Here is an 18,578-nt window from a genome sequence, read left to right on the forward strand (position 1 = left end):
CCTCTTATTCCGCCGTAAACTCGATTTTATCTTCAATTTGATTACAGACTATTCTGCCCTGTTTTGAATCGAAGGTGAATATGACATGAGAAGCCGGTTCGCGTACTTCGTAATATCTGCCATGGCTTTCTAAAATAACGCCGGGGTACACGGTGCCGGTTACCTTCACCTCCGAGGGAATATGCGATTCAAAATTCTCTTTCAACTTAAAAATCTTTATACCCAGAGACGTATTTGATTTAAGCAAGATGACTTTTTGTTCCCGCAGTTCTTGGATACGGTCAGCAGGGGTTTCCGTATCGCTTAACTCCGCTTCTATGCGAGCAAGCTCCAGCAGGTTTTCCTGCGTCTGTTTTTCGTATACCTCGATTTTATCTTTTATGAGGTAGTCTTGCCCGAAAGAAATAATCGTGCGGACGGTTTTGTAATCACCTAAATTGCGCACATTGATACCGTGGGCAGCATGGGCGTTTCCCCCGATAAAACTACCCGGTTCTCCGTTCATAATGAGTTGACCGTTTGTTTTAACAACGCAGCGGAAACTGTATTCATTGATATAGATATTACCGCCTGCGAACAACCGTGCGGTTTCGGCAAAATGGAGTGCCATCGTGTTCTTTGCCCACACCGTACCGCGGCTTTCTCCGCGTATGCCGCCGTTCATTAAAAGCGATTCTTTGGTATACACCAGCGATACACCTGCATCTCCGTTGACGGTTAAGCTGCCGCCTGCCTTTACGCTGCGGTCTGCATCTATGTCCCCATTGATAATCACATCACCCGCAAAGATAATGTCGCCGGTTTCTTTATTCACATCGGTGTCGATAATTTTTGAATTCAGTATCTTGAGCCTTTCACCGGTGCGTATCAATTCTCCGTGTACAGCTGCTACGAAAGAAATTTTTCTTCCTTGTTTAATGACACGGATCGTGTTATCGGTTTGAGGCAGATTTAATGGTACGGCCTTATCGATTTCTATAGTAGTACCGAATACGTCGGATCCTTTCTCGCCGGTTTCCTGAAAGAATGTTTCCAACAGGGTTTCTCCTCGTTTTACCGAAACACTGTTGGAATGCCCGAAATGTACCTTCCAGTCAAATTGGTACGAATGCGGGGCGACCGGCTGTATGCCTCTGCTGACGGTAAATTCAACCGGCGCAGAGGAAAGCCGTGCTTCGTAAATAGCCTCCCTCAGTATTTTGTCGGTATATCGATCAGGCGGTAGGTTTACCTCGTCCAAGGCTTTTTTTAAGCGGGAAAGTGAAAGGCGTGCACCGGCTCCTCTTCCCGATTCGAGGATGAGCGATGCTTCCATGTTGTCGGCACTGATAACAGCTTTGACCGTGGCATCTTTATACGGGATAATACGTAGCTTGAGTCCGTCGGGACTTTCCGCCGATAAAAGAATACCGTTACAACCGGCTTTTAGTTCGTCGTTGGTTTGCGTGATATTTCGTAAATCAAGTACAAAGGGGTCATTGCCCGGTAAGCCCGGAATAGTATTTCCATAAATATCCGCTCCGCTTGTTCCGAGTTCCGATTTTGAAAATTCGTACAGCAGATCGTGTTTTGCGACGATGGAAAGAGCTTGCGCTTCGGATAGCGGAAAGTCTTTGTCGTATATCATCTGCGGTTGCTCACGGGCTGTTCCTACCGCATGGAGCAGTTTTTTACGGAACAGGATATCTTCTGCCTCGTCCAACTTTGTAATATGCGAAATAAGAGATCGATCTTTTCCTCGGCCGGGGAGTGTGCCTTCTGCGATGACAAGTTCAATTTCACGGTCAGATGCTTCGACAAAAGCAGTTATTTTTTCGTCCAGCGCTTTAAAATCGATGTTTGCAATTTGGCTGTTATTCAGCATTGTCGTAATCAGTTTTTTATCGATACTGTGCGGTTCGTTTTTTGCTTTCCGTATATAGAGCGTCGCCTTGGTTTTATTCGGATCGATAATAAGCCGTGTATCAAAGGATGGATCAAGTTCGATTTCGAGGGGAAGCGGCAAGGTTATTCCATACAATATTTTATCGAAGTAACGTTCAAACTGCTGTGCGTTGATGAGGTTTTCGGTAGATACTCCCTCTTTTTTAGCCTGTTCTACTATTTCTGCATAGCTGGGGAATACACAATCCTCTTTATTGTCTACGTCGCTGACGGAAAAATACCACTTTTTATTTCTTTCGTTTTGTTTTATCGTCCACTTCATATCATACCGCTTATATACGATACCCTTGTTCAAGGGCTGTTTTTATTTTCCGCTTTAACAAAGCATTTTCTTTCTTTAAGACGGAAATCTCATATTGTTGACTCTTGAGCATTTCGGCAATATCACTCATCGACAGCGCCTCGCTGCCGATGAGGTCTTCGATATAGCCCATTTTTGAGCGGAAGTCGGTTTCAGCCTCCAATTCGGCAGACTGAAACGTTTCGTCGGTATATTCGGCGTAGTCTGCCGCATTTTGAAAGGTTTCGGTTTCGGACTGCAGAATTTTGTCGGCGATGCGATAGATTGCCTGAGAAATCATCGCATGTGGTTTGTATAAGATGACGGGTAAACGCGATGCAAGCGCCGTATCCTGTATTGTATCTCGGTAAATAACGCCGAGGTGTTCAAGGTTGATATTGAGGTATTCCTGACATGAACGGCGGATCTTTAAGGCTTTATCGGCATCTTTCGGGTCGTCAAGCATATTCATAATAAGCCGGGGCTTAAATTTCCGCAGATTGGATAAAAAAAGTTCGGTGTTTTTAGGATCGACTTTTTCCAGCTCGGTGATGATGCGGGGAATATACATTCGCTGCATAGATGCGGAATCCGACTTGAGCTTCTCAAGGTATTTAAAACCGGGGCTGTTTCGCTTAAAGGCTCCATAGAGCATACGGAATACGACATTTTTTAGGAAAAGATATGCGTTCAGTATTGCGGTAACCGACGGCGCAGTAACGACAATGCCCTGAGGGGAGAGTAAAAAGAAATCCAGAATACCGAGGTGCGTTCCTGCACCGAGATCAAGAATTAGGTAGTCTGCATCCATTTTAAGCATATTTTTGATTAAGCTGTTTTTATCGGAGGCTTTTAAGGCTGCGAAGCCGGGAATTTCGGAGTCGCCCGGAACAAAACGAACATTCGGATACCCCGTATTTACAATAATATTTTCAAATGACGAATTTCCCGACAGAAAAGTACCGATTCCGTGCGCATTCGATTGCTGTCCAAGGACTAAGTGAAGATTCGATGCGCCTAAATCCAGATCGGCAACCAGAACGTTTTTTCCTGCTTGTCCGAGTGCAATTGCAAGATTCGCGGAAAGAAGACTTTTTCCGACCCCGCCCTTTCCGCTAGCAATCGGTATTATTTGCATAATACACACTCCCCTTTATAAATGAATAAAACAACAGCACCGTATCAGCTGCGAGGAAAAACAGAACTTCCTTTGAAAAATCGATCCTAATGCTGTTTTGTGCCGAGTTAAAGACAATCCCTATTATAGCAAATCCCTGTTGAAAAATATAGAGGAATTCCGCGCAAACAGCGGTTAATTTGAACAATGCAACCGCATAAAGCGCCCAGTGAAAGTCTTTTTCGTTTAACGCGAGCATCAGCCACAAAAGTACCGGCATACAGAGCGCCGCAAGTGCGCTATACTTAAAGAAAGTCATCCCTTGGGGATAGCCGACAGAAAAGACAGCGATATAAAAAACTTTTATTATTTCGTACACAAAAGCGGCACAATAGGCAGCAACCGTTTTCTTGTTCATCTAATAGAGTGTATGCGCTAGATTACGTTAGGTCAAGGGCTATTATCAAGGCGCACGTAATACAAAAGCTCCTTCAAAGGGGAGCGGCGTGTCCAAACTGCAACAGGCTTGAACGTTAGTGGAAGCGTAGAACTTAAGTCTTGGCTTAAGTCCCTGTTTTTATAGACTCAGTACAAATCACCTGTTTTACGGGTGGTTTGTACTACGTCTAAGCTCTGTCTACTCCGCATCCCCTCCGTCGAGGTCAAGCTCTCCGTTGAAGGTTGTTTCCGAAGCGGGCGGCGCGATGTCTTCTTCATCCTCGCGTGCAACCACATCCAACCCGATGAGCTGGTCGGGGCTTTCGATATCGAGGATTTTAACACCCTGCGCGGCGCGTCCCATCACATTAATAGAGGAAACCTGCACGCGGATGGTTTTTCCCTGTCCGGTGATGCAGACAATTTCGTCATCGTCAGCGACGGCAAGCAATCCGACCACCTCGCCGGTCTTTTCGGTAATGGTGTACACCTTTTGTCCGCCGGTACCGCGCCCATGCGGAGAAAACTCTGAAAAGTCAACCCGCTTGCCGTAGCCGTTCTCGCTCATCACGAGGAGCTTGCCGCCGTTAATCCGAAGCGCGCCGGTCAGCTCATCCCCGCCGGACAGCCGAATACCGATTACCCCGTGTGAAGCGCGTCCTTGGTCGCGTATTTCGGTTTCGGAAACGCGGAGCGCCTGGCCGTGCCGGGTTACCAGCATTAGCTCATCTTTACCGGTGGTAAGGATTGCGCTTACCAGCTTGTCCCCTTCATCCAGCTTAATGGCGATAATGCCGCGCGTTTTGGCATTCCGGAAGCTGTCGGTCTGTACCTTCTTCACGATGCCGCCCGCCGTCGCCATCAGCAGGTATGTGTCGCTACTAAACTCTTTTAAGGACACAATCGTGGTAATTTCCTCGTCGGAAGATACGGCGAGCAGCGACTTGATATGAGAACCGCGGCTTGTACGGCTTGCTTCGGGGATTTCGTGTACCTTAACCCAGTATGCCTTCCCCTCATTGGTGATAAACATAATGTAGTCATGCGTCGAAGCAGTGAAAATCTGGTCGATAAAGTCATCTTCAACCAAAGCTGCCGAATTGGAGCCCTTGCCGCCGCGGTTCTGCCGCTTGTAGGCGGTAATCGGTACCCGCTTGATGTAGCCGAGATTGGAAACCAGCACTACCATCTGTTCTTTTTTGATGAGGTCTTCGATGTTAATCTCTTCTACCTCGTCGCTGACAATATCGGTACGGCGGTCGTCGCCGAATTTTTCTGCAAGCTCATCGGTTTCCTGCTTAATGAGCGCAAGAATCTTTTCAGGATGCGCCAAGAGGTCTTTCAAATGTTCAATCAGCAGTTCAAGCTCCTGCAATTCCTTGCGGAGGTCTTCAATTTCGAGGCTGGTGAGGCGTTTGAGCTGCATATCAACGATGGCCTGCGCCTGTATGTCGTCAAACGAAAACCGCTCCATCAGCGCATTCTTGGCGCTTGCCGTATCGCGGGAGCCGCGGATAATCTTAATTACCTCATCGATGTTGTCGATGGCGACGATAAGAGCGCGTAAAATATGGGCGCGCTCTTCAGCTTTTTTCAGGTCGAAGCGGACGCGGCGGGTAACAACCTCCTGCCGGTGCGCAACAAAGTAGCCGACCAGCTGTTTGAGCGTCAGCGTTTGCGGCCGCCCATCCACCAACGCAAGGTTAATAACGCCGAAGGAGGACTGCAGGGCTGTCTTGGAAAAGAGCTGGTTCAGCACCACCTTTGCGATTGCTCCCCGCTTCAGCTCGATAACCAGCCGTAAGCCGGCGCGGTCTGAGGTTTCATCGTTGACTGCCGCAATCCCTTCTATCACTTTTTCACGGGCAAGTTCGCCGATCTTCGCAACGAGCGCCGTGGTGTTTACCTGATAGGGCACTTCGGTAAAGATAATCGTTTCCTTGCCTTTTTTATCAACTTCAATATTGAACCTGCCGCGGACTAAAATCTTCCCGCGTCCGGTTTTAAACGCCTGCCGGATGCCTTTTTTGCCGAAGATAATGCCGCCGGTCGGAAAGTCCGGCCCTTTGATGTACTTGGCAAGCTCATCAATGGTAATGTCGGGATTGTCGATATAAGCGGACACCGCTTGAGCAATTTCGCGTAGGTTGTGCGGCGGCATATTGGTTGCCATACCGACGGCAATACCGCTTGAACCATTCGCCAATAGGAACGGAAATTTGCCCGGCAGAACGGTCGGCTCCTGCGTAGAATCGTCAAAGTTCGGGATAAAATCAACGGTATCTTTTTTGATGTCTTCTACCATCGACTCGGCAAGCCGCGCCATCTTTGCTTCCGTATAACGGTAGGCCGCAGGCGGGTCGCCGCCGATGGTACCGAAGTTTCCTTGCGGATGGATTACCGGATATCGGAGTGAAAAATCCTGCCCCAAACGGACAAGCGCATCATAGACGGAGGCATCGCCGTGCGGGTGGTAGCTTCCCAGCACATCACCGACAATCTTAGCGCATTTGCGCGTCGGCCCCGAATAGCGCAAACTCTTCTCTTCCATCGAGTAGAGGATTCTGCGGTGTACCGGCTTCAAGCCATCCCGCACATCGGGCAGGGCGCGGCTCACAATAACCGACATCGAATAATCTATATATGCACGTTTTACTTCAGTTTCAATCGGAATGGGGATTAACACCCCGCCTTCCGGCGTTTTTATCTCTTCCACGTTTTATGCTCCATTACACATCGAGATTTGCATAGACCGCATTTTCTTCGATAAACTTGCGGCGCGGCTCTACTTCTTCGCCCATCAGCGTGCTGAAAATCCGGTCAGCTTCTACTGCATCGGGCAGGGTTACCCGCATCATCTTACGGCGGGCGGGATCCATCGTGGTCTCCCAGAGCTGCGTGCCGTCCATCTCACCCAAACCCTTGTATCGCTGCACCGCGGGGCTGACGTTGCGTCCGATTTCATTCAAAATGCTGTCCCGCTCACTGTCGTCATACACGTACCATTCCTTTTTATTGTAGGAAATTTTATAGAGCGGCGGCATCGCGAGATACACATAGCCGTGCTCAATCAGTTCCGGCATATAGCGGAAAAAGAAGGTGAGTAAGAGCGTGCGGATATGGGAACCGTCCACGTCGGCATCCGCCATAATGATAATCTTGTGGTAGCGGATTTTATCAAGGTTAAAGTCTTCACCGATGCCGGTACCGAGCGTTGCAATAATCGGCTGGAGTTTCTCATTGCTCATCACCTTGTCGAGCCGGGTTTTTTCGACGTTCAGCATCTTTCCCCAGAGCGGCAAAATCGCCTGCGTCTTACTGTCGCGCCCCTTCTTTGCGGAACCGCCTGCAGAATCACCTTCTACAATGTAGACCTCACATTTTTCCGGGTCTTTGGAAGAACAGTCGGCAAGTTTCCCCGGCAGTCCGAAGCTGTCAAGGCCGCTTTTTCGGCGGGTCGCTTCCTTTGCCTTGCGCGCTGCGATACGGGCGGTTGCTTCACCGACTGCTTTTTCGAGGATTTTATCGATTTCGGTCGGATTTTGCTCAAAAAAGAGGGTGAGTTTTTCGTTGATAAAGGTGTCAACAATGCTGCGTACGTCGCTGTTGCCGAGCTTGGTTTTCGTCTGTCCTTCAAACTGAGGCTCGGGAACTTTGACCGACAGTACCGCCGTTAAACCGGCACGCACGTCTTCTCCCATCAGCTTTTCTTCTTTTTCCATCTTTTTGGAAAGCTTGGCGTTCTTTTTCAAGAATTCGTTCATCACGCGGGTGAGCGCCGTTTTAAAACCTTCGAGGTGGGTGCCGCCCTCGCGCGTGTTAATATCGTTGACAAAAGAAAGGATGTTTTCTTTATAGCCGTCGTTGTACTGCATTGCAAGTTCAACAATGACATCGTTTTTTTCACCGTCAAAATAGATCGGTTCCTTAGGCAGTACCTGTTTGCTTTCGTTCAGGTAGCGTACAAAGTGAGAAATACCGCCGTCAAAGGCAAAGGTTACCTCTTTTGGAGTCGAAAGCCGCTCGTCGCGCAGCGTAATGCTGATAGTGTTGTTCAAAAAGGCGAGTTCTCGCAACCGGACTGCCAGTACGTCAAAATTATAGGTTGTTGTTTCGGTAAAAATAGTCGGATCGGCAGTCCAGCGGATAGTAGTGCCGCGCTTTTGCGTCTCTCCGCGTTTGGTAACAGGACCGAGCGGCTCACCGAGCGCAAATTTCTGCACATATTCAAAGCCGTCCCTGTATACAATCGCTTCCATACCGGTAGAAAGTGCGTTTACAACAGAAACACCGACACCGTGCAAACCGCCGGAAACCTTGTACGAACCCTTGTCGAATTTACCGCCTGCATGGAGCCGCGTCAAAACCAACTCCAGCGCGCTCACGCCCTCTTCGGGGTGAATATCGACGGGAATACCGCGTCCGTTATCTTCTACCCTGACGGTATCGTTTTTTTCCAATACGACCAAAATGGTATCGCAATAGCCCGCCATCGCTTCGTCGATACAGTTGTCGACGACTTCGTATACCAGATGATGCAGCCCGTCGGGTCCGGTAGAGCCGATATACATTCCGGGGCGCTTGCGGACGGCGTCCAGCCCCTTTAAAACCGTAATATTTTCTGCTGAATATGAAGGCGTTGTCATGCACTATCCTTAGAGAATAAAAATGAAGGGAACCGATAAAAGAATGATTTTTAGCGGTATCCTGTGAATTATTGGTTATCCTATAAAAATGATTTTAACGGTAGAAGCTCCCGTTCTTTATGAAAATCGGGCTATTGTACTATAATCAATCGAAAAAGTAAAGGCTGAAACTAACGTACGGGTATTTCAAATTGACAGTGTGTCCTCATACGTATTATAGTAGGCAAAGGATGATGAAAAAAGAACTATCTTTTAAGCCATTTTCATATTTGAAGCATAAAAATAAAGGGAATTACGTGCAGAAGTCTTGTTTTTTTAAAATAGTCGGACACAGCTGCCTTATCGCTGTGGTTATTTTTATCAGCGGTTGTGTATCGCGTCCGCCTGAGTATGATATGCAAGCTTTCGGTGCCGTTGGAACGGATGCCGATGTGTATATAGTTGCTCCCGTTGCAGGGAACGAACCGCTTTTAAAGGCGCTGTTTACTGCCTTTGTGTCGGAGAAAACCGCTCTGCAGTATTTAAACCGGACATCGGTACTGTATATCGGAGCAGACTACGGGGCGTCGCCGTCGGCAACCGTTGTTTCGAGCGGTTCTTATCCTGTTAGTTTAGGAGATTTGCTGTTTCCTAAAAAAGACGGTTGGGAAAAACGCCGCGCGGTAGCGCTGAACAATCATACTTATTATTCTTCCGAGGTTGCGGATATAGTGGTGCAGGAAAAAACAGCTTTTATGTGCTTAGGTGATAATCAACGGAATTCGGCGGCGTTTTTGCAGCGGATAGCCGAGCCGCACTTGCCGATATTCCCGCCTCGGTTCCAAGCTCTGAGCGAAACGGGCGGAGTAGGTGAAATCGGTTTATATGCTCGATCAGGCAACCTCATCGCAGCCGCTTTGCTGGATTTAGAAGATATCGAATTACCGATACGGTCGATAGAACTCTATCTGAAAAAAAAACGCGGATTCGATCTATCGCTGCTCCGCCGTATTTGAAACGACTGATGTTCGTACAGCGCTTGTAGTCCGGTTGCTTCTGAGCCATGGCATGAATGGAGATTTTTCCGTTCAAGGCTCTTCTGTTTTTGTAGAAAATGCCGATATTACAGAAACAGAGTTCATTAAAATGCTGGAATCTATGTTTTTTAAAAGCTTATAGCGTTGACGAAAATCTCTTTAAATATTTTTCGTAGTTATGGGGTGCGTATGCCTACGTATGACTATATGTGCGATTCTTGCGGAACGGCTTTTGAGGTGCAGCATAAAATAGCTGATACTCCCGTTATAGTTTGCCCTCAATGTGGAGCATCCGCTCATCAAGTATTCTCCGCAGGATTTGGATTAAATTTTACCGGTAAAGGGTTTTATCAAACCGATACACAAAAAACAGCTGCGTCTGCAAATGCGAAGAAAGTTGATGGACAAGAAGGAACTTTGCAAAAAAAGGATAAACCGGCCAAGTCGTGCGGCTGTAGCTGTTCGGGCGCCTGTTCGTGTTCAAGCTAAATATATGAATAAACAACCTAAGTTTTTTTGTGAAAATTGTAATGCAGAAGTTCGTCGTGATGCGGTGATCTGTCCGTATTGCGGTCGTTTTTTTGCCTCCGTGCGGTGTCCTTCGTGTGGATTTACCGGAACACATAAAGAGTTTAAAGATGGATGTCCTTCATGCGGCTATGCATTCACTCCTGATGTACAAGAGGATAAAAAGAATAATACAAAAAAAATAAAAAAAAAGAAATTTCATATTCTGCGGTATATCAAACCTAAAAACGATATTCGCACTGATGCCGACCCTTTACCTTTATGGATATATGGGGTAGTTATTTTGCTCTGTGTAGTTCTTGCAGCACTTTTCTTCTTCCTTTAAGCGAAAAATACTTATTCCAAACAAAAAACATCAGTGGCATATCGATCTCTCAAAGATATGATAATTTTGCTTGACTGTTAGCAATTTCGGCTCTATACTTATAGATAACAAACCTGTTCGGAAACTTCCGTTTCTGAACAGGGTACCTTGAAATGCGATGTTCTTGCATCGTGCTATTTGTGCGATGCGTGAACTCGTCGACCTATTCGAAAACGCAGTTATCGAATAGATCTAATATAAGTGGGGTAAAATGAGTACGGCTAAAGTTTTTAGTTCCATTTTACCATAATATGATTGTTTGCTGAAACTTATTGAGGAGGAGTTTTATGAGCAAAGAAACCTTAAATCCGTTAGCAAATGCACAGGCACAGGTAAAAAAAGCGTGTGATGCTTTAGGTGCAGACCCCGCGGTCTATGAATTATTGAAAGAACCGCAGCGGATGATTGAAATTTCCATTCCGGTAAAGATGGATAACGGTTCTATCAAGGTATTTAAAGGATATAGAGCTGCACATAATGATGCGGTCGGTCCTTACAAGGGCGGTATTCGCTTCCATCAGAATGTCAATGCCGACGAAGTAAAAGCTCTTTCTATTTGGATGAGTATTAAATGCCAAGTAACCGGTATTCCCTATGGCGGTGGAAAGGGTGGTATCACGGTCGATCCTTCAGAACTGTCTCAGCGTGAGCTTGAGCAACTTTCGCGCGGCTGGGTACGCGGTTTGTATAAGTACTTGGGTGAAAAAGTAGACGTACCTGCTCCGGACGTTAATACCAACGGCCAGATTATGGCATGGATGCAGGACGAGTACAATAAGCTTACCGGCGAGCAGACAATCGGTGTATTTACCGGTAAGCCGCTCACCTACGGCGGTTCCAAGGGAAGAAACGAAGCAACCGGTTTCGGTGTTGCAGTTGTTATGCGTGAAGCATGCAAAGCAATCGGTATGGATTTAAAGAAAGCGACCGTTGCCGTTCAAGGTTTCGGAAACGTCGGACGGTTCACCGTTAAAAATATCATCAAGCTGGGCGGAAAAGTCGTTGCAGTTGCAGAATTCGATAAGAAAGAAGGTACATACGCAACCTACAAAGAAAGCGGCTTTACCTTTGAAGAATTGAACGATGCAAAAACAAAAGACGGCAGCTTACTCCATGTTCCCGGTGCAAAGAGAATTTCTCTCGATGACTTCTGGGCATTGAACGTCGATGTTATCAGCCCCTGTGCAATGGAAAACGCGATTAAAGAGCACGAAGCTAATCTGATTAAAGCGAAATTAATTTGCGAAGGCGCAAACGGCCCCATCACGTTGGAAGCTGACGAAATCCTTTACAAGAAAGGTATCCTCGTTACTCCCGATATTCTGACCAATGCCGGTGGCGTTACCGTTTCTTACTTTGAATGGGTACAGAACCTCTACGGCTACTATTGGACTGAAAAAGAAGTTGAAGAGAAAGAAGAGCGTGCGATGATCGATGCGTTCAACCCAATTTGGGCATTGAAGCAAGAAAAGAACGTTTCTTTCCGCCAAGCAACTTACATGAAATCTATCAAGAGAATTGATGAAGCGATGAAGGTAAGAGGCTGGTATTAATCCCGAACTTCATATTTGCCTGAAAATATATGAGAACGGGGCTGTCCAAAATCTGAAAGCCTATCGGCTTTTTCTGTAAGGAAATGAATTATCATATCCGCTAAAGCGGATTGCGTAACAGTTTTTGGACAGTTTCCTTAGATTTAGATTCGATGTTGTGATGCAAAATGTACGTCCTTGTACATTTTTCATCGGCGAGTTTTTGCTGTGCAAAAACGTCGCTGCTGCCGGGAACCACCGCCATCCGTGGCGGGTCTGACAGTCATTACTGTATAAAGACTTAATTTTAAACTCGCGGGGATGTCGAAAAAGTAACCAACTTTTGAGACATCCCCGTTTCTATATGGGTAGATAACAGGTTTTAATTTACAAGGCGCATTGGGTGTCGTAAATGATCATCCGATGTGCCTTTTTTATTTTTACAGGAGCAATCTCTGAAAACTCAATGAGATTTGCCTCGTATCATTCGGACTGAATATCCCCATATAGAAAAAAATGCTGTTTTCTTCTATAATGAAAAAGAACTTTTTGGGGAGGGTAAATTATGAAAGCAGTCGTATTGGATGGCTTCACGCTTAATCCGGGGGATCTGTCGTGGCGTATTTTACAGGATATTGCAGATATTACGATATATGACAAAACCGCACCCGATGAAGTATATGAACGGGTAAAAAACTGTGAGGCTGTCTTATCGAATAAAATTGTGTTTTCAAAGGAATTGATTGCGCGTTTACCTAAGTTGCGGTACATCGGCGTGCTGGCAACCGGTTATAACGTTATCGATGTAGAGGCGGCTCATGCGGCAGGTATCACCGTAACGAATATTCCCAGCTACAGCACCGACAGCGTTGCGCAGTTGGTATTTGCATTCATCTTACAGTTTTATTGGCACGTAAAGGAGCACAGCGATGAGGTTCACGGCGGTACATGGAGCCGCAGTGAGCATTTCTGCTATACCTCATTTCCGACATTTGAACTGACGGGGAAAACGCTCGGTATTATCGGGTTTGGGCACATCGGGCAAAGGGTTGCGGAAATTGCACTTGTGATGGGGATGCGGGTACTCTATGTCAACCGCTCGCCCAAAACGGTACCGCGGCTCGCTGCGGCGAAACAGGTGGAGCTTGACACTCTCCTTGCCGAAGCCGACTTTATCAGCTTGAATGCGCCGCTTAATAGTGCAAGTGAAAAAATGATCGATGCAGCCGCGCTTACGAAAGTAAAGCCGGATGTGGTTATTATCAACACCGGACGGGGGCAGCTTATCGATGATGAGGCGGTTGCCGCAGCATTAAAAAAAGGCGCCATCGGCGGGTATGCGGCCGATGTACTGAGCACCGAACCGCCGCCTGCAAACCATCCGCTGTTCGGCTGTCCCAACTGCTTCATAACGCCGCATATCGCATGGCAAACCCGCGAAGCGCGGACACGCCTGCTGAATATCGCCGCGGATAATTTAAAAAGCTTTCTTTCCGGTAAACCGCAGAATGTAGTGTAGAATAATTCATAATTATGAATTCTGAATTCTGCCATCGCTGGCATCACTAAAAAATATACAGGGGCAAACACATCAGATAAGCCAGTCAAATACCGCAGAATATATAAGCTGGACGACCATTTGAGCCGCATCGCGGCGAAACTCTGGTCGGACTGCTTATATATTCTGCGGGGGTGTACTACAAAATGTCTGATACGCTTGCCCGAAAGGAGTCTCGATGAAGCAATTAAAAAACGGACAGCTTGTTGCAATAGGCGCAGCGGTTGTACTCGTTATCTTGGCATTTTTCAGTTTTACCGTTGTTTCGACAACGGATAACGGTGTGGTAACGCGGCTCGGTAAGTACAACCGGACGCTGCAGCCCGGGTTGCAGTTTATTATCCCGATCGTCGAACGGGTGTATCATATACCGGTTACGACCGTTCAAAAAGAAGAGTTCGGGTTCCGTACCACGATGGCCTCCGACCGGAGTCAGTACCGAAATAATATCGTAAGCGAATCTTCCATGCTAACCGGTGATTTGAACATTATCAATGTTGAGTGGACGGTGCAGTACCGCATTATCGATCCTAAGGCGTGGCTCTTCAATGTTGAAGAAGGCGAGCGGATTAACACTGTCCGGGATGTGTCTACTGCGGCAATCAACAGCTTAATCGGCGACCGTGCCATTTTGGATATTATGGGGTCGGAACGCGACTCCATCCAATTTTCCGCAAAGGAGATTATGAACGAAAAGTATAAGCAGCTGGGGCTCGGCATTGCGGTTTCGTCGGTGCAGCTGCAAAATGTCGTTCCGCCGGAAGATGTGCAGCAAGCCTTTGAGGATGTCAACATCGCCATTCAGGATATGAACAGGATGATTAACGAAGGTAAAGAAGCCTATAACAAGGAAATTCCCAAAGCGAAAGGAGATGCCGACCGGATGATTCAGGAAGCGCGCGGCTATGCGGCGGAACGGGTCAACAAGGCGGAAGGAGATGTTGCCCGATTTAATGCCGTGTATGTCGAGTACAGCAAGGCGCCCGATATTACCAAGCGGCGGCTCTATCTTGAAACACTCGATAAGATATTTTCAAATACCGACAAGGTAATCTTCATCGATAAAAACGTCAAAAATTTCTTACCGTTAAAAAATCTTTCGGGAGGGGAGCAGTGAGAGCGAGTAAAATAGATCCGGTAAAGGCTAAAAAGACCGTGCGGTTTGGCGCAGTGGTGGTGTTTATTCTTATTATTGTGTTGTCGGTAAAGCCGTTTTATGTTTTAAATGAGGGGCAGACGGTCATTATCACTCAGTTCGGTGAGATTGTCAAAACCGAAACGGACGCCGGGCTTCATTTTAAAATGCCGCTTTTGCATCAGGTGCATCGATATACGGCAAAACTGTTACGCATCGACGGCGACCCTCAAAAAATCCTCACCAAAGAAAAGCAGTTTATCGAGGTGAATACGACCAGCCGTTGGCGTATTTCTGATATCCGTAAGTTTTATCAGTCACTCGTAACCTACGAAGGCGCATATTCACGCCTCTCCGATATTATCGATTCGTCGGTACGGGATATCATCACCGTCAACAGTTTGGATGATGTTGTCCGCAGTACCAACAACATTAACGAAACAGTCCATCAAGAGCAATTCGGATTGAATACGGACGAAGTGAAGCTGGAGGAGGTAACCGGTTCGGAAAAGGTGGTATATGCCGCTATCGAAAAAGGGCGCGATGTGCTGGCCGCCGAAATTTTAAAGAAGGCAAATATGCAGTTGAAAGATTTCGGCATTGAGGTTATCGATGTCATCTTTAAAGAGATAAAATATTCCGACGAATTGCAGGTTTCGGTCTATAATAGAATGATTAAGGAACGGAATCAAATTGCCCAGACCTTCCGTTCTACCGGTGAGGGAAAAAAGGCGGAGTGGCTCGGTAAGTTGGAAAACGAGAAAAAGAGCATCCTGTCAAAGGCGTATTCCGAGTCGGAGAAGATAAAGGGAACGGCAGATGCGCAGGCTACCGCAATCTATGCTGCATCGTACGGCAAGTCTCCTGAGTTTTATAGCTTTTGGAAGAGCCTTGAGGTATATCAAAACGCGCTTCCCGATACCGAAAAGATATTATCAACCGATATGGAATACTTTCAATATCTCTATAAACATTAACAGCGTGTGATGGGTAGATAAAATCAAGTACGGGAGACTTGATTCGTGCGGAAGGTTTAATACCCCGACGCTTGCGTCAGGGTTGTTGATTTTTTCTATCTTTAAGCTTATACTTTAAAAGTGGGGATTCCCACCGTGAGGAAATAGATTATGCCGACAACAGTTTTAAAATCCTATGATGCAAAAATCGACTCAAAAAAAAGGATAACATTGCGAAATGCGTTCTACGAATACTTCCATGTCGAAGAATATGATGATGGCAGAATATTACTTGAACCTCGTGAACTTACAAAACCACTTCAAGTTTCAGTGAATACTCTCAAAATGATGGATGCAAGCATGGAAAATTTCAATAAAGGACTTGTTTCCGAACCCATTGATTTTTCTGCCTATGCGGATATTAAGTAATGTTCAACATAAGAATGGGTATTCCTGAAATGAGAGAATATTGGAACGGTTTGGAAAAGAACATTAAAGCTCATGTCGCTAACAAACATGAAGTTATGTTATTCAAAAAATTAGTGAACTGTTTTAAGAAGCTGTCGTCTGACCCGAAATATCCGGGACTGTGTACACATGATATTGAGGCACTGACAAAACGATATGGAAAGAAAGTTTGGCAGTCATATTTGGAAAACAGCAAACCTGCAGCCGGTAGAATTTTTTGGGTGTATGGTCCGAATAAATCTGATATTACGATAATCGGACTTGAACCGCATCCGAATGATAAGAAAGATGCGTATCAGAAAGTAACGCTTTCGAGTACGGATAAGGGAAATGAGGGCAACGCCCTAATGCCCTAATATTTGTTGGAATTTTTACCGATACTGAAATATGCAGGGAGGACTCCGGTGAGACGTAGAGGTTCTTTTGGACGAGTAATAGTATTACTTTTATTGATTATTATATTGGTTTTCGGCGGACTTTTTTGGTTCAGCTATCTCGGCTTAATCAATGCGCGAGGAATCTTTTCGCCGGTATACTCGTTGTTCGGATTAAAGACACCTGCCGGTGTCGCTTCTCCGGCTGATGCGGATGCGGATTTGGATGCCGACCGGTATGCAAAGCGGTTGATTGCCTTGGATGTCCGTTCGCAGGAGCTTGATAAAAAAGAAGCTGATGTTACCGCCCGCGAAAAAGAAGCGGCGCAGGTATCGCAGGAACTGGATGATCGGCTCTCTATTATAGAAGAAAAAGAAAAGTCTTTTAAACAGATGATGACGGAACGAGATATGCGGGAAGCAAATATCGACCAGATTGCGCGATATATCAATGGTATGCAGCCTGAAAAGGCGGTTGCAAACTTACTGCAAATGGACGATCAAGATATTATCGATGTACTGCGGGCGGTAGAGGCAATAGCAAAAAAAGCGAACAAAACATCTTCCGTTGCATACTGGTTCTCGTTGATGCCGGCGAATCGCGCCGCCGATATTCAGCGCAAGATGGCAAACAAACCGGCAGCGCTTCCTTAATCTCTTGAGAGATGTTATTTCCGACACTTCAGTTTGCGCTCTTTTTTTCCGTTGTCTTTTTTCTGTACTGGTATGTATTCAGGCGGAGAGAACAACGGATTGTGCTGCTTACCTGCGCAAGCTATTTTTTTTATGCCTGCTGGGATTGGCGTTTTTGCCTCTTGCTGTTTGGAGTGTCGGCGCTGTCCGGCCTTATCGGTTATCTGCTCGGAATTCAAAAAAACTATATTCCCCGTACTGTTACGATGATAATCGGTACCGTACTGCACATTCTCTTCCTCGGTTTTTTTAAATATTTTTATAATATTGTTTCCTTTTTCAACTACACATTTTTTAACGGGCAGCTCCAAACGCCGTTATTGTTGCAACTGCAAAGTTACTCACTCTTATTACCGGTCGGCATTTCGTACTATACGTTCCGTTCGATGAGTTATATCTTTGATATTTACCTTTGCAAAATGAGGCCGGTTAAATCGTTTATCGAAGTGATGCTCTATATCTCGTTTTTTCCGCAGCTGGCGTCGGGTCCCATCGTGCAGGCGGAAGCTTTTTTTACCGCCTTGCCAGACAATCTTACACAAGACGCAACGGCAGAACGTCCGATCGCCTTTGACCGCAGCGTACTGTTGATCTTGTCGGGGCTGTATAAAAAGATGGTACTGGCCACCTTTCTTTCCGTGCTTGCCGTCGATCCCGTATTTGCGAATCCTGCACAGTGCAATACCCTCGAACTGCTTGTCGCTTTGGTGTCGTACACATTTGTCATTTACTGCGACTTTTCCGGTTACAGCGATATGGCGATCGGCATCGGGCTTTTACTCGGCTTTGAAGCGCCGCAGAACTTTAACCGGCCGTATCTTTCCCAATCGGTGAGCGAGTTTTGGCGGCGCTGGCATATCAGCTTTTCGTCGTGGCTGCGCGATTATGTGTATTTTTCCTTCGGCGGCTCACGCTACGGGTTAGTCCGCACAGTGTTTGCGCTGGTCGGGACAATGCTCATCGCAGGGGTGTGGCACGGCGGCTCTCTTCCTTTTATACTGTGGGGGCTGCTTCAGGGTATTGCCTGCGCCGCAGAGCGGGTTGTCGCCGTACTCGGCAAAGAGCGCCGCGCCGCCGCTATAAACACTGCTGCGGGCAACCAAGGATCTCTCATTGCTGCAACGGCTGTATCCGATAAACCGCGCCGCGGCATGGTGCGGTTTGCCGGCCGGGATATTGATATAAAACAGCTGCTTCGGCTCGGCGGTATGTTTGTGTTTATCAATATCAGCTGGTTGATTTTCCGGTCGAGTACCGTGCGGGAAATTGCGTTGTATCTTTCTTCGCTCAAGAATATCACACAGCCGATTCGCACGGTGCATTGGTTTGTGCTGGTACCGCTTGCCGCCGCCTTCCTACTGCAAATCCCGAAAGAAGAGACGCGCCGCGTATGGTTTACACGGTATGTGCGGCTGCCGCTTGCAGTAAAGACCGCTGCCGTTGTGCTGTTTTTTGTCGCTCTCAACATTGTGTCGACCTCCGGTATCGCACCGTTTATCTACTTCGGCTTTTAAGGAGGATGTGCAAAG

General features: G+C 46.7%; 15 protein-coding genes and 1 pseudogene. 11 read left to right on the forward strand and 5 right to left on the reverse strand.

What is annotated here, in order from left to right; all coding sequences use genetic code 11:
- Positions 1-4: 4 nt before the first annotated feature.
- The 5 genes from GWP40_RS07570 to gyrB all read right to left on the reverse strand — a co-directional run bounded on the left by GWP40_RS07570 (position 5) and on the right by gyrB (position 8,425).
- On the reverse strand, positions 5-2,206 hold the full coding sequence (locus GWP40_RS07570) for a FapA family protein (RefSeq protein ID WP_212564835.1): 2,202 nt from the start codon (positions 2,204-2,206) through the stop codon (positions 5-7).
- Positions 2,207-2,216: 10 nt separating this feature from the next.
- Positions 2,217-3,362, reverse strand: coding sequence for a nucleotide-binding protein (locus GWP40_RS07575; protein ID WP_212564836.1), 1,146 nt, complete (start codon positions 3,360-3,362; stop codon positions 2,217-2,219).
- Positions 3,340-3,759, reverse strand: coding sequence for a hypothetical protein (locus GWP40_RS07580; protein WP_212564837.1), 420 nt, complete (start codon positions 3,757-3,759; stop codon positions 3,340-3,342). Before GWP40_RS07580 ends, GWP40_RS07575 begins: the two co-directional genes overlap by 23 nt.
- A gap of 219 nt (positions 3,760-3,978) precedes the next feature.
- The gene (gene gyrA, locus GWP40_RS07585; RefSeq protein ID WP_212564838.1) at positions 3,979-6,495 is read right to left on the reverse strand and encodes a DNA topoisomerase (ATP-hydrolyzing) subunit A; all 2,517 of its coding nucleotides are present in this window, start codon (positions 6,493-6,495) and stop codon (positions 3,979-3,981) included.
- Positions 6,496-6,508: 13 nt separating this feature from the next.
- A complete protein-coding gene (gene gyrB / locus GWP40_RS07590) occupies positions 6,509-8,425 on the reverse strand; it encodes a DNA topoisomerase (ATP-hydrolyzing) subunit B (RefSeq protein WP_212564839.1) in 1,917 nt (638 codons plus the stop codon).
- Positions 8,426-8,721: 296 nt separating this feature from the next.
- Here gyrB and GWP40_RS07595 point away from each other — a divergent pair.
- The 11 genes and pseudogenes from GWP40_RS07595 to GWP40_RS07645 all read left to right on the forward strand — a co-directional run bounded on the left by GWP40_RS07595 (position 8,722) and on the right by GWP40_RS07645 (position 18,563).
- Positions 8,722-9,583 (forward strand): annotated as a pseudogene (locus GWP40_RS07595) (lipoprotein).
- Between the two features lie 47 nt (positions 9,584-9,630).
- The gene (locus tag GWP40_RS07600; RefSeq protein ID WP_212564840.1) at positions 9,631-9,930 is read left to right on the forward strand and encodes an FmdB family zinc ribbon protein; all 300 of its coding nucleotides are present in this window, start codon (positions 9,631-9,633) and stop codon (positions 9,928-9,930) included.
- Positions 9,842-10,294 carry a double zinc ribbon domain-containing protein gene (locus GWP40_RS07605; protein WP_230974330.1) on the forward strand — a complete coding sequence of 151 codons (453 nt, stop codon included), beginning with the start codon at positions 9,842-9,844 and terminating at the stop codon, positions 10,292-10,294. The genes GWP40_RS07600 and GWP40_RS07605 overlap by 89 nt, the downstream gene beginning before the upstream one ends.
- A gap of 326 nt (positions 10,295-10,620) precedes the next feature.
- Positions 10,621-11,886 (forward strand): Glu/Leu/Phe/Val family dehydrogenase, encoded by a 1,266-nt coding sequence (locus GWP40_RS07610; protein WP_212564841.1) that lies wholly within the window; start codon positions 10,621-10,623, stop codon positions 11,884-11,886.
- A gap of 544 nt (positions 11,887-12,430) precedes the next feature.
- Entirely contained in the window at positions 12,431-13,384 is a 954-nt protein-coding gene (locus GWP40_RS07615) for a D-2-hydroxyacid dehydrogenase (protein ID WP_212564842.1), read from the forward strand.
- Positions 13,385-13,601: 217 nt separating this feature from the next.
- Complete coding sequence (gene hflK / locus GWP40_RS07620) at positions 13,602-14,540, forward strand: FtsH protease activity modulator HflK (RefSeq protein ID WP_212564843.1); 939 nt, start codon at positions 13,602-13,604, stop codon at positions 14,538-14,540.
- Positions 14,537-15,535: a protease modulator HflC gene (gene hflC / locus GWP40_RS07625; protein ID WP_212564844.1), complete on the forward strand. Its 999-nt coding sequence runs from the start codon at positions 14,537-14,539 to the stop codon at positions 15,533-15,535. Before hflK ends, hflC begins: the two co-directional genes overlap by 4 nt.
- A gap of 150 nt (positions 15,536-15,685) precedes the next feature.
- A complete protein-coding gene (locus GWP40_RS07630; protein WP_212564845.1) occupies positions 15,686-15,943 on the forward strand; it encodes a hypothetical protein in 258 nt (85 codons plus the stop codon).
- Positions 15,943-16,338 (forward strand): hypothetical protein, encoded by a 396-nt coding sequence (locus GWP40_RS07635; RefSeq protein ID WP_212564846.1) that lies wholly within the window; start codon positions 15,943-15,945, stop codon positions 16,336-16,338. The genes GWP40_RS07630 and GWP40_RS07635 overlap by 1 nt, the downstream gene beginning before the upstream one ends.
- Before the next feature lie 48 nt (positions 16,339-16,386).
- Complete coding sequence (locus GWP40_RS07640; protein WP_212564847.1) at positions 16,387-17,010, forward strand: periplasmic-type flagellar collar protein FlbB; 624 nt, start codon at positions 16,387-16,389, stop codon at positions 17,008-17,010.
- Between the two features lie 11 nt (positions 17,011-17,021).
- Positions 17,022-18,563, forward strand: a complete 1,542-nt coding sequence (locus GWP40_RS07645) for an MBOAT family O-acyltransferase (RefSeq protein WP_212564848.1) — start codon at positions 17,022-17,024, stop codon at positions 18,561-18,563.
- The last annotated feature ends 15 nt before the right edge of the window (positions 18,564-18,578 follow it).

Origin of the sequence: Treponema vincentii (assembly GCF_018336815.1) — a bacterium.
GTDB lineage: Bacteria > Spirochaetota > Spirochaetia > Treponematales > Treponemataceae > Treponema.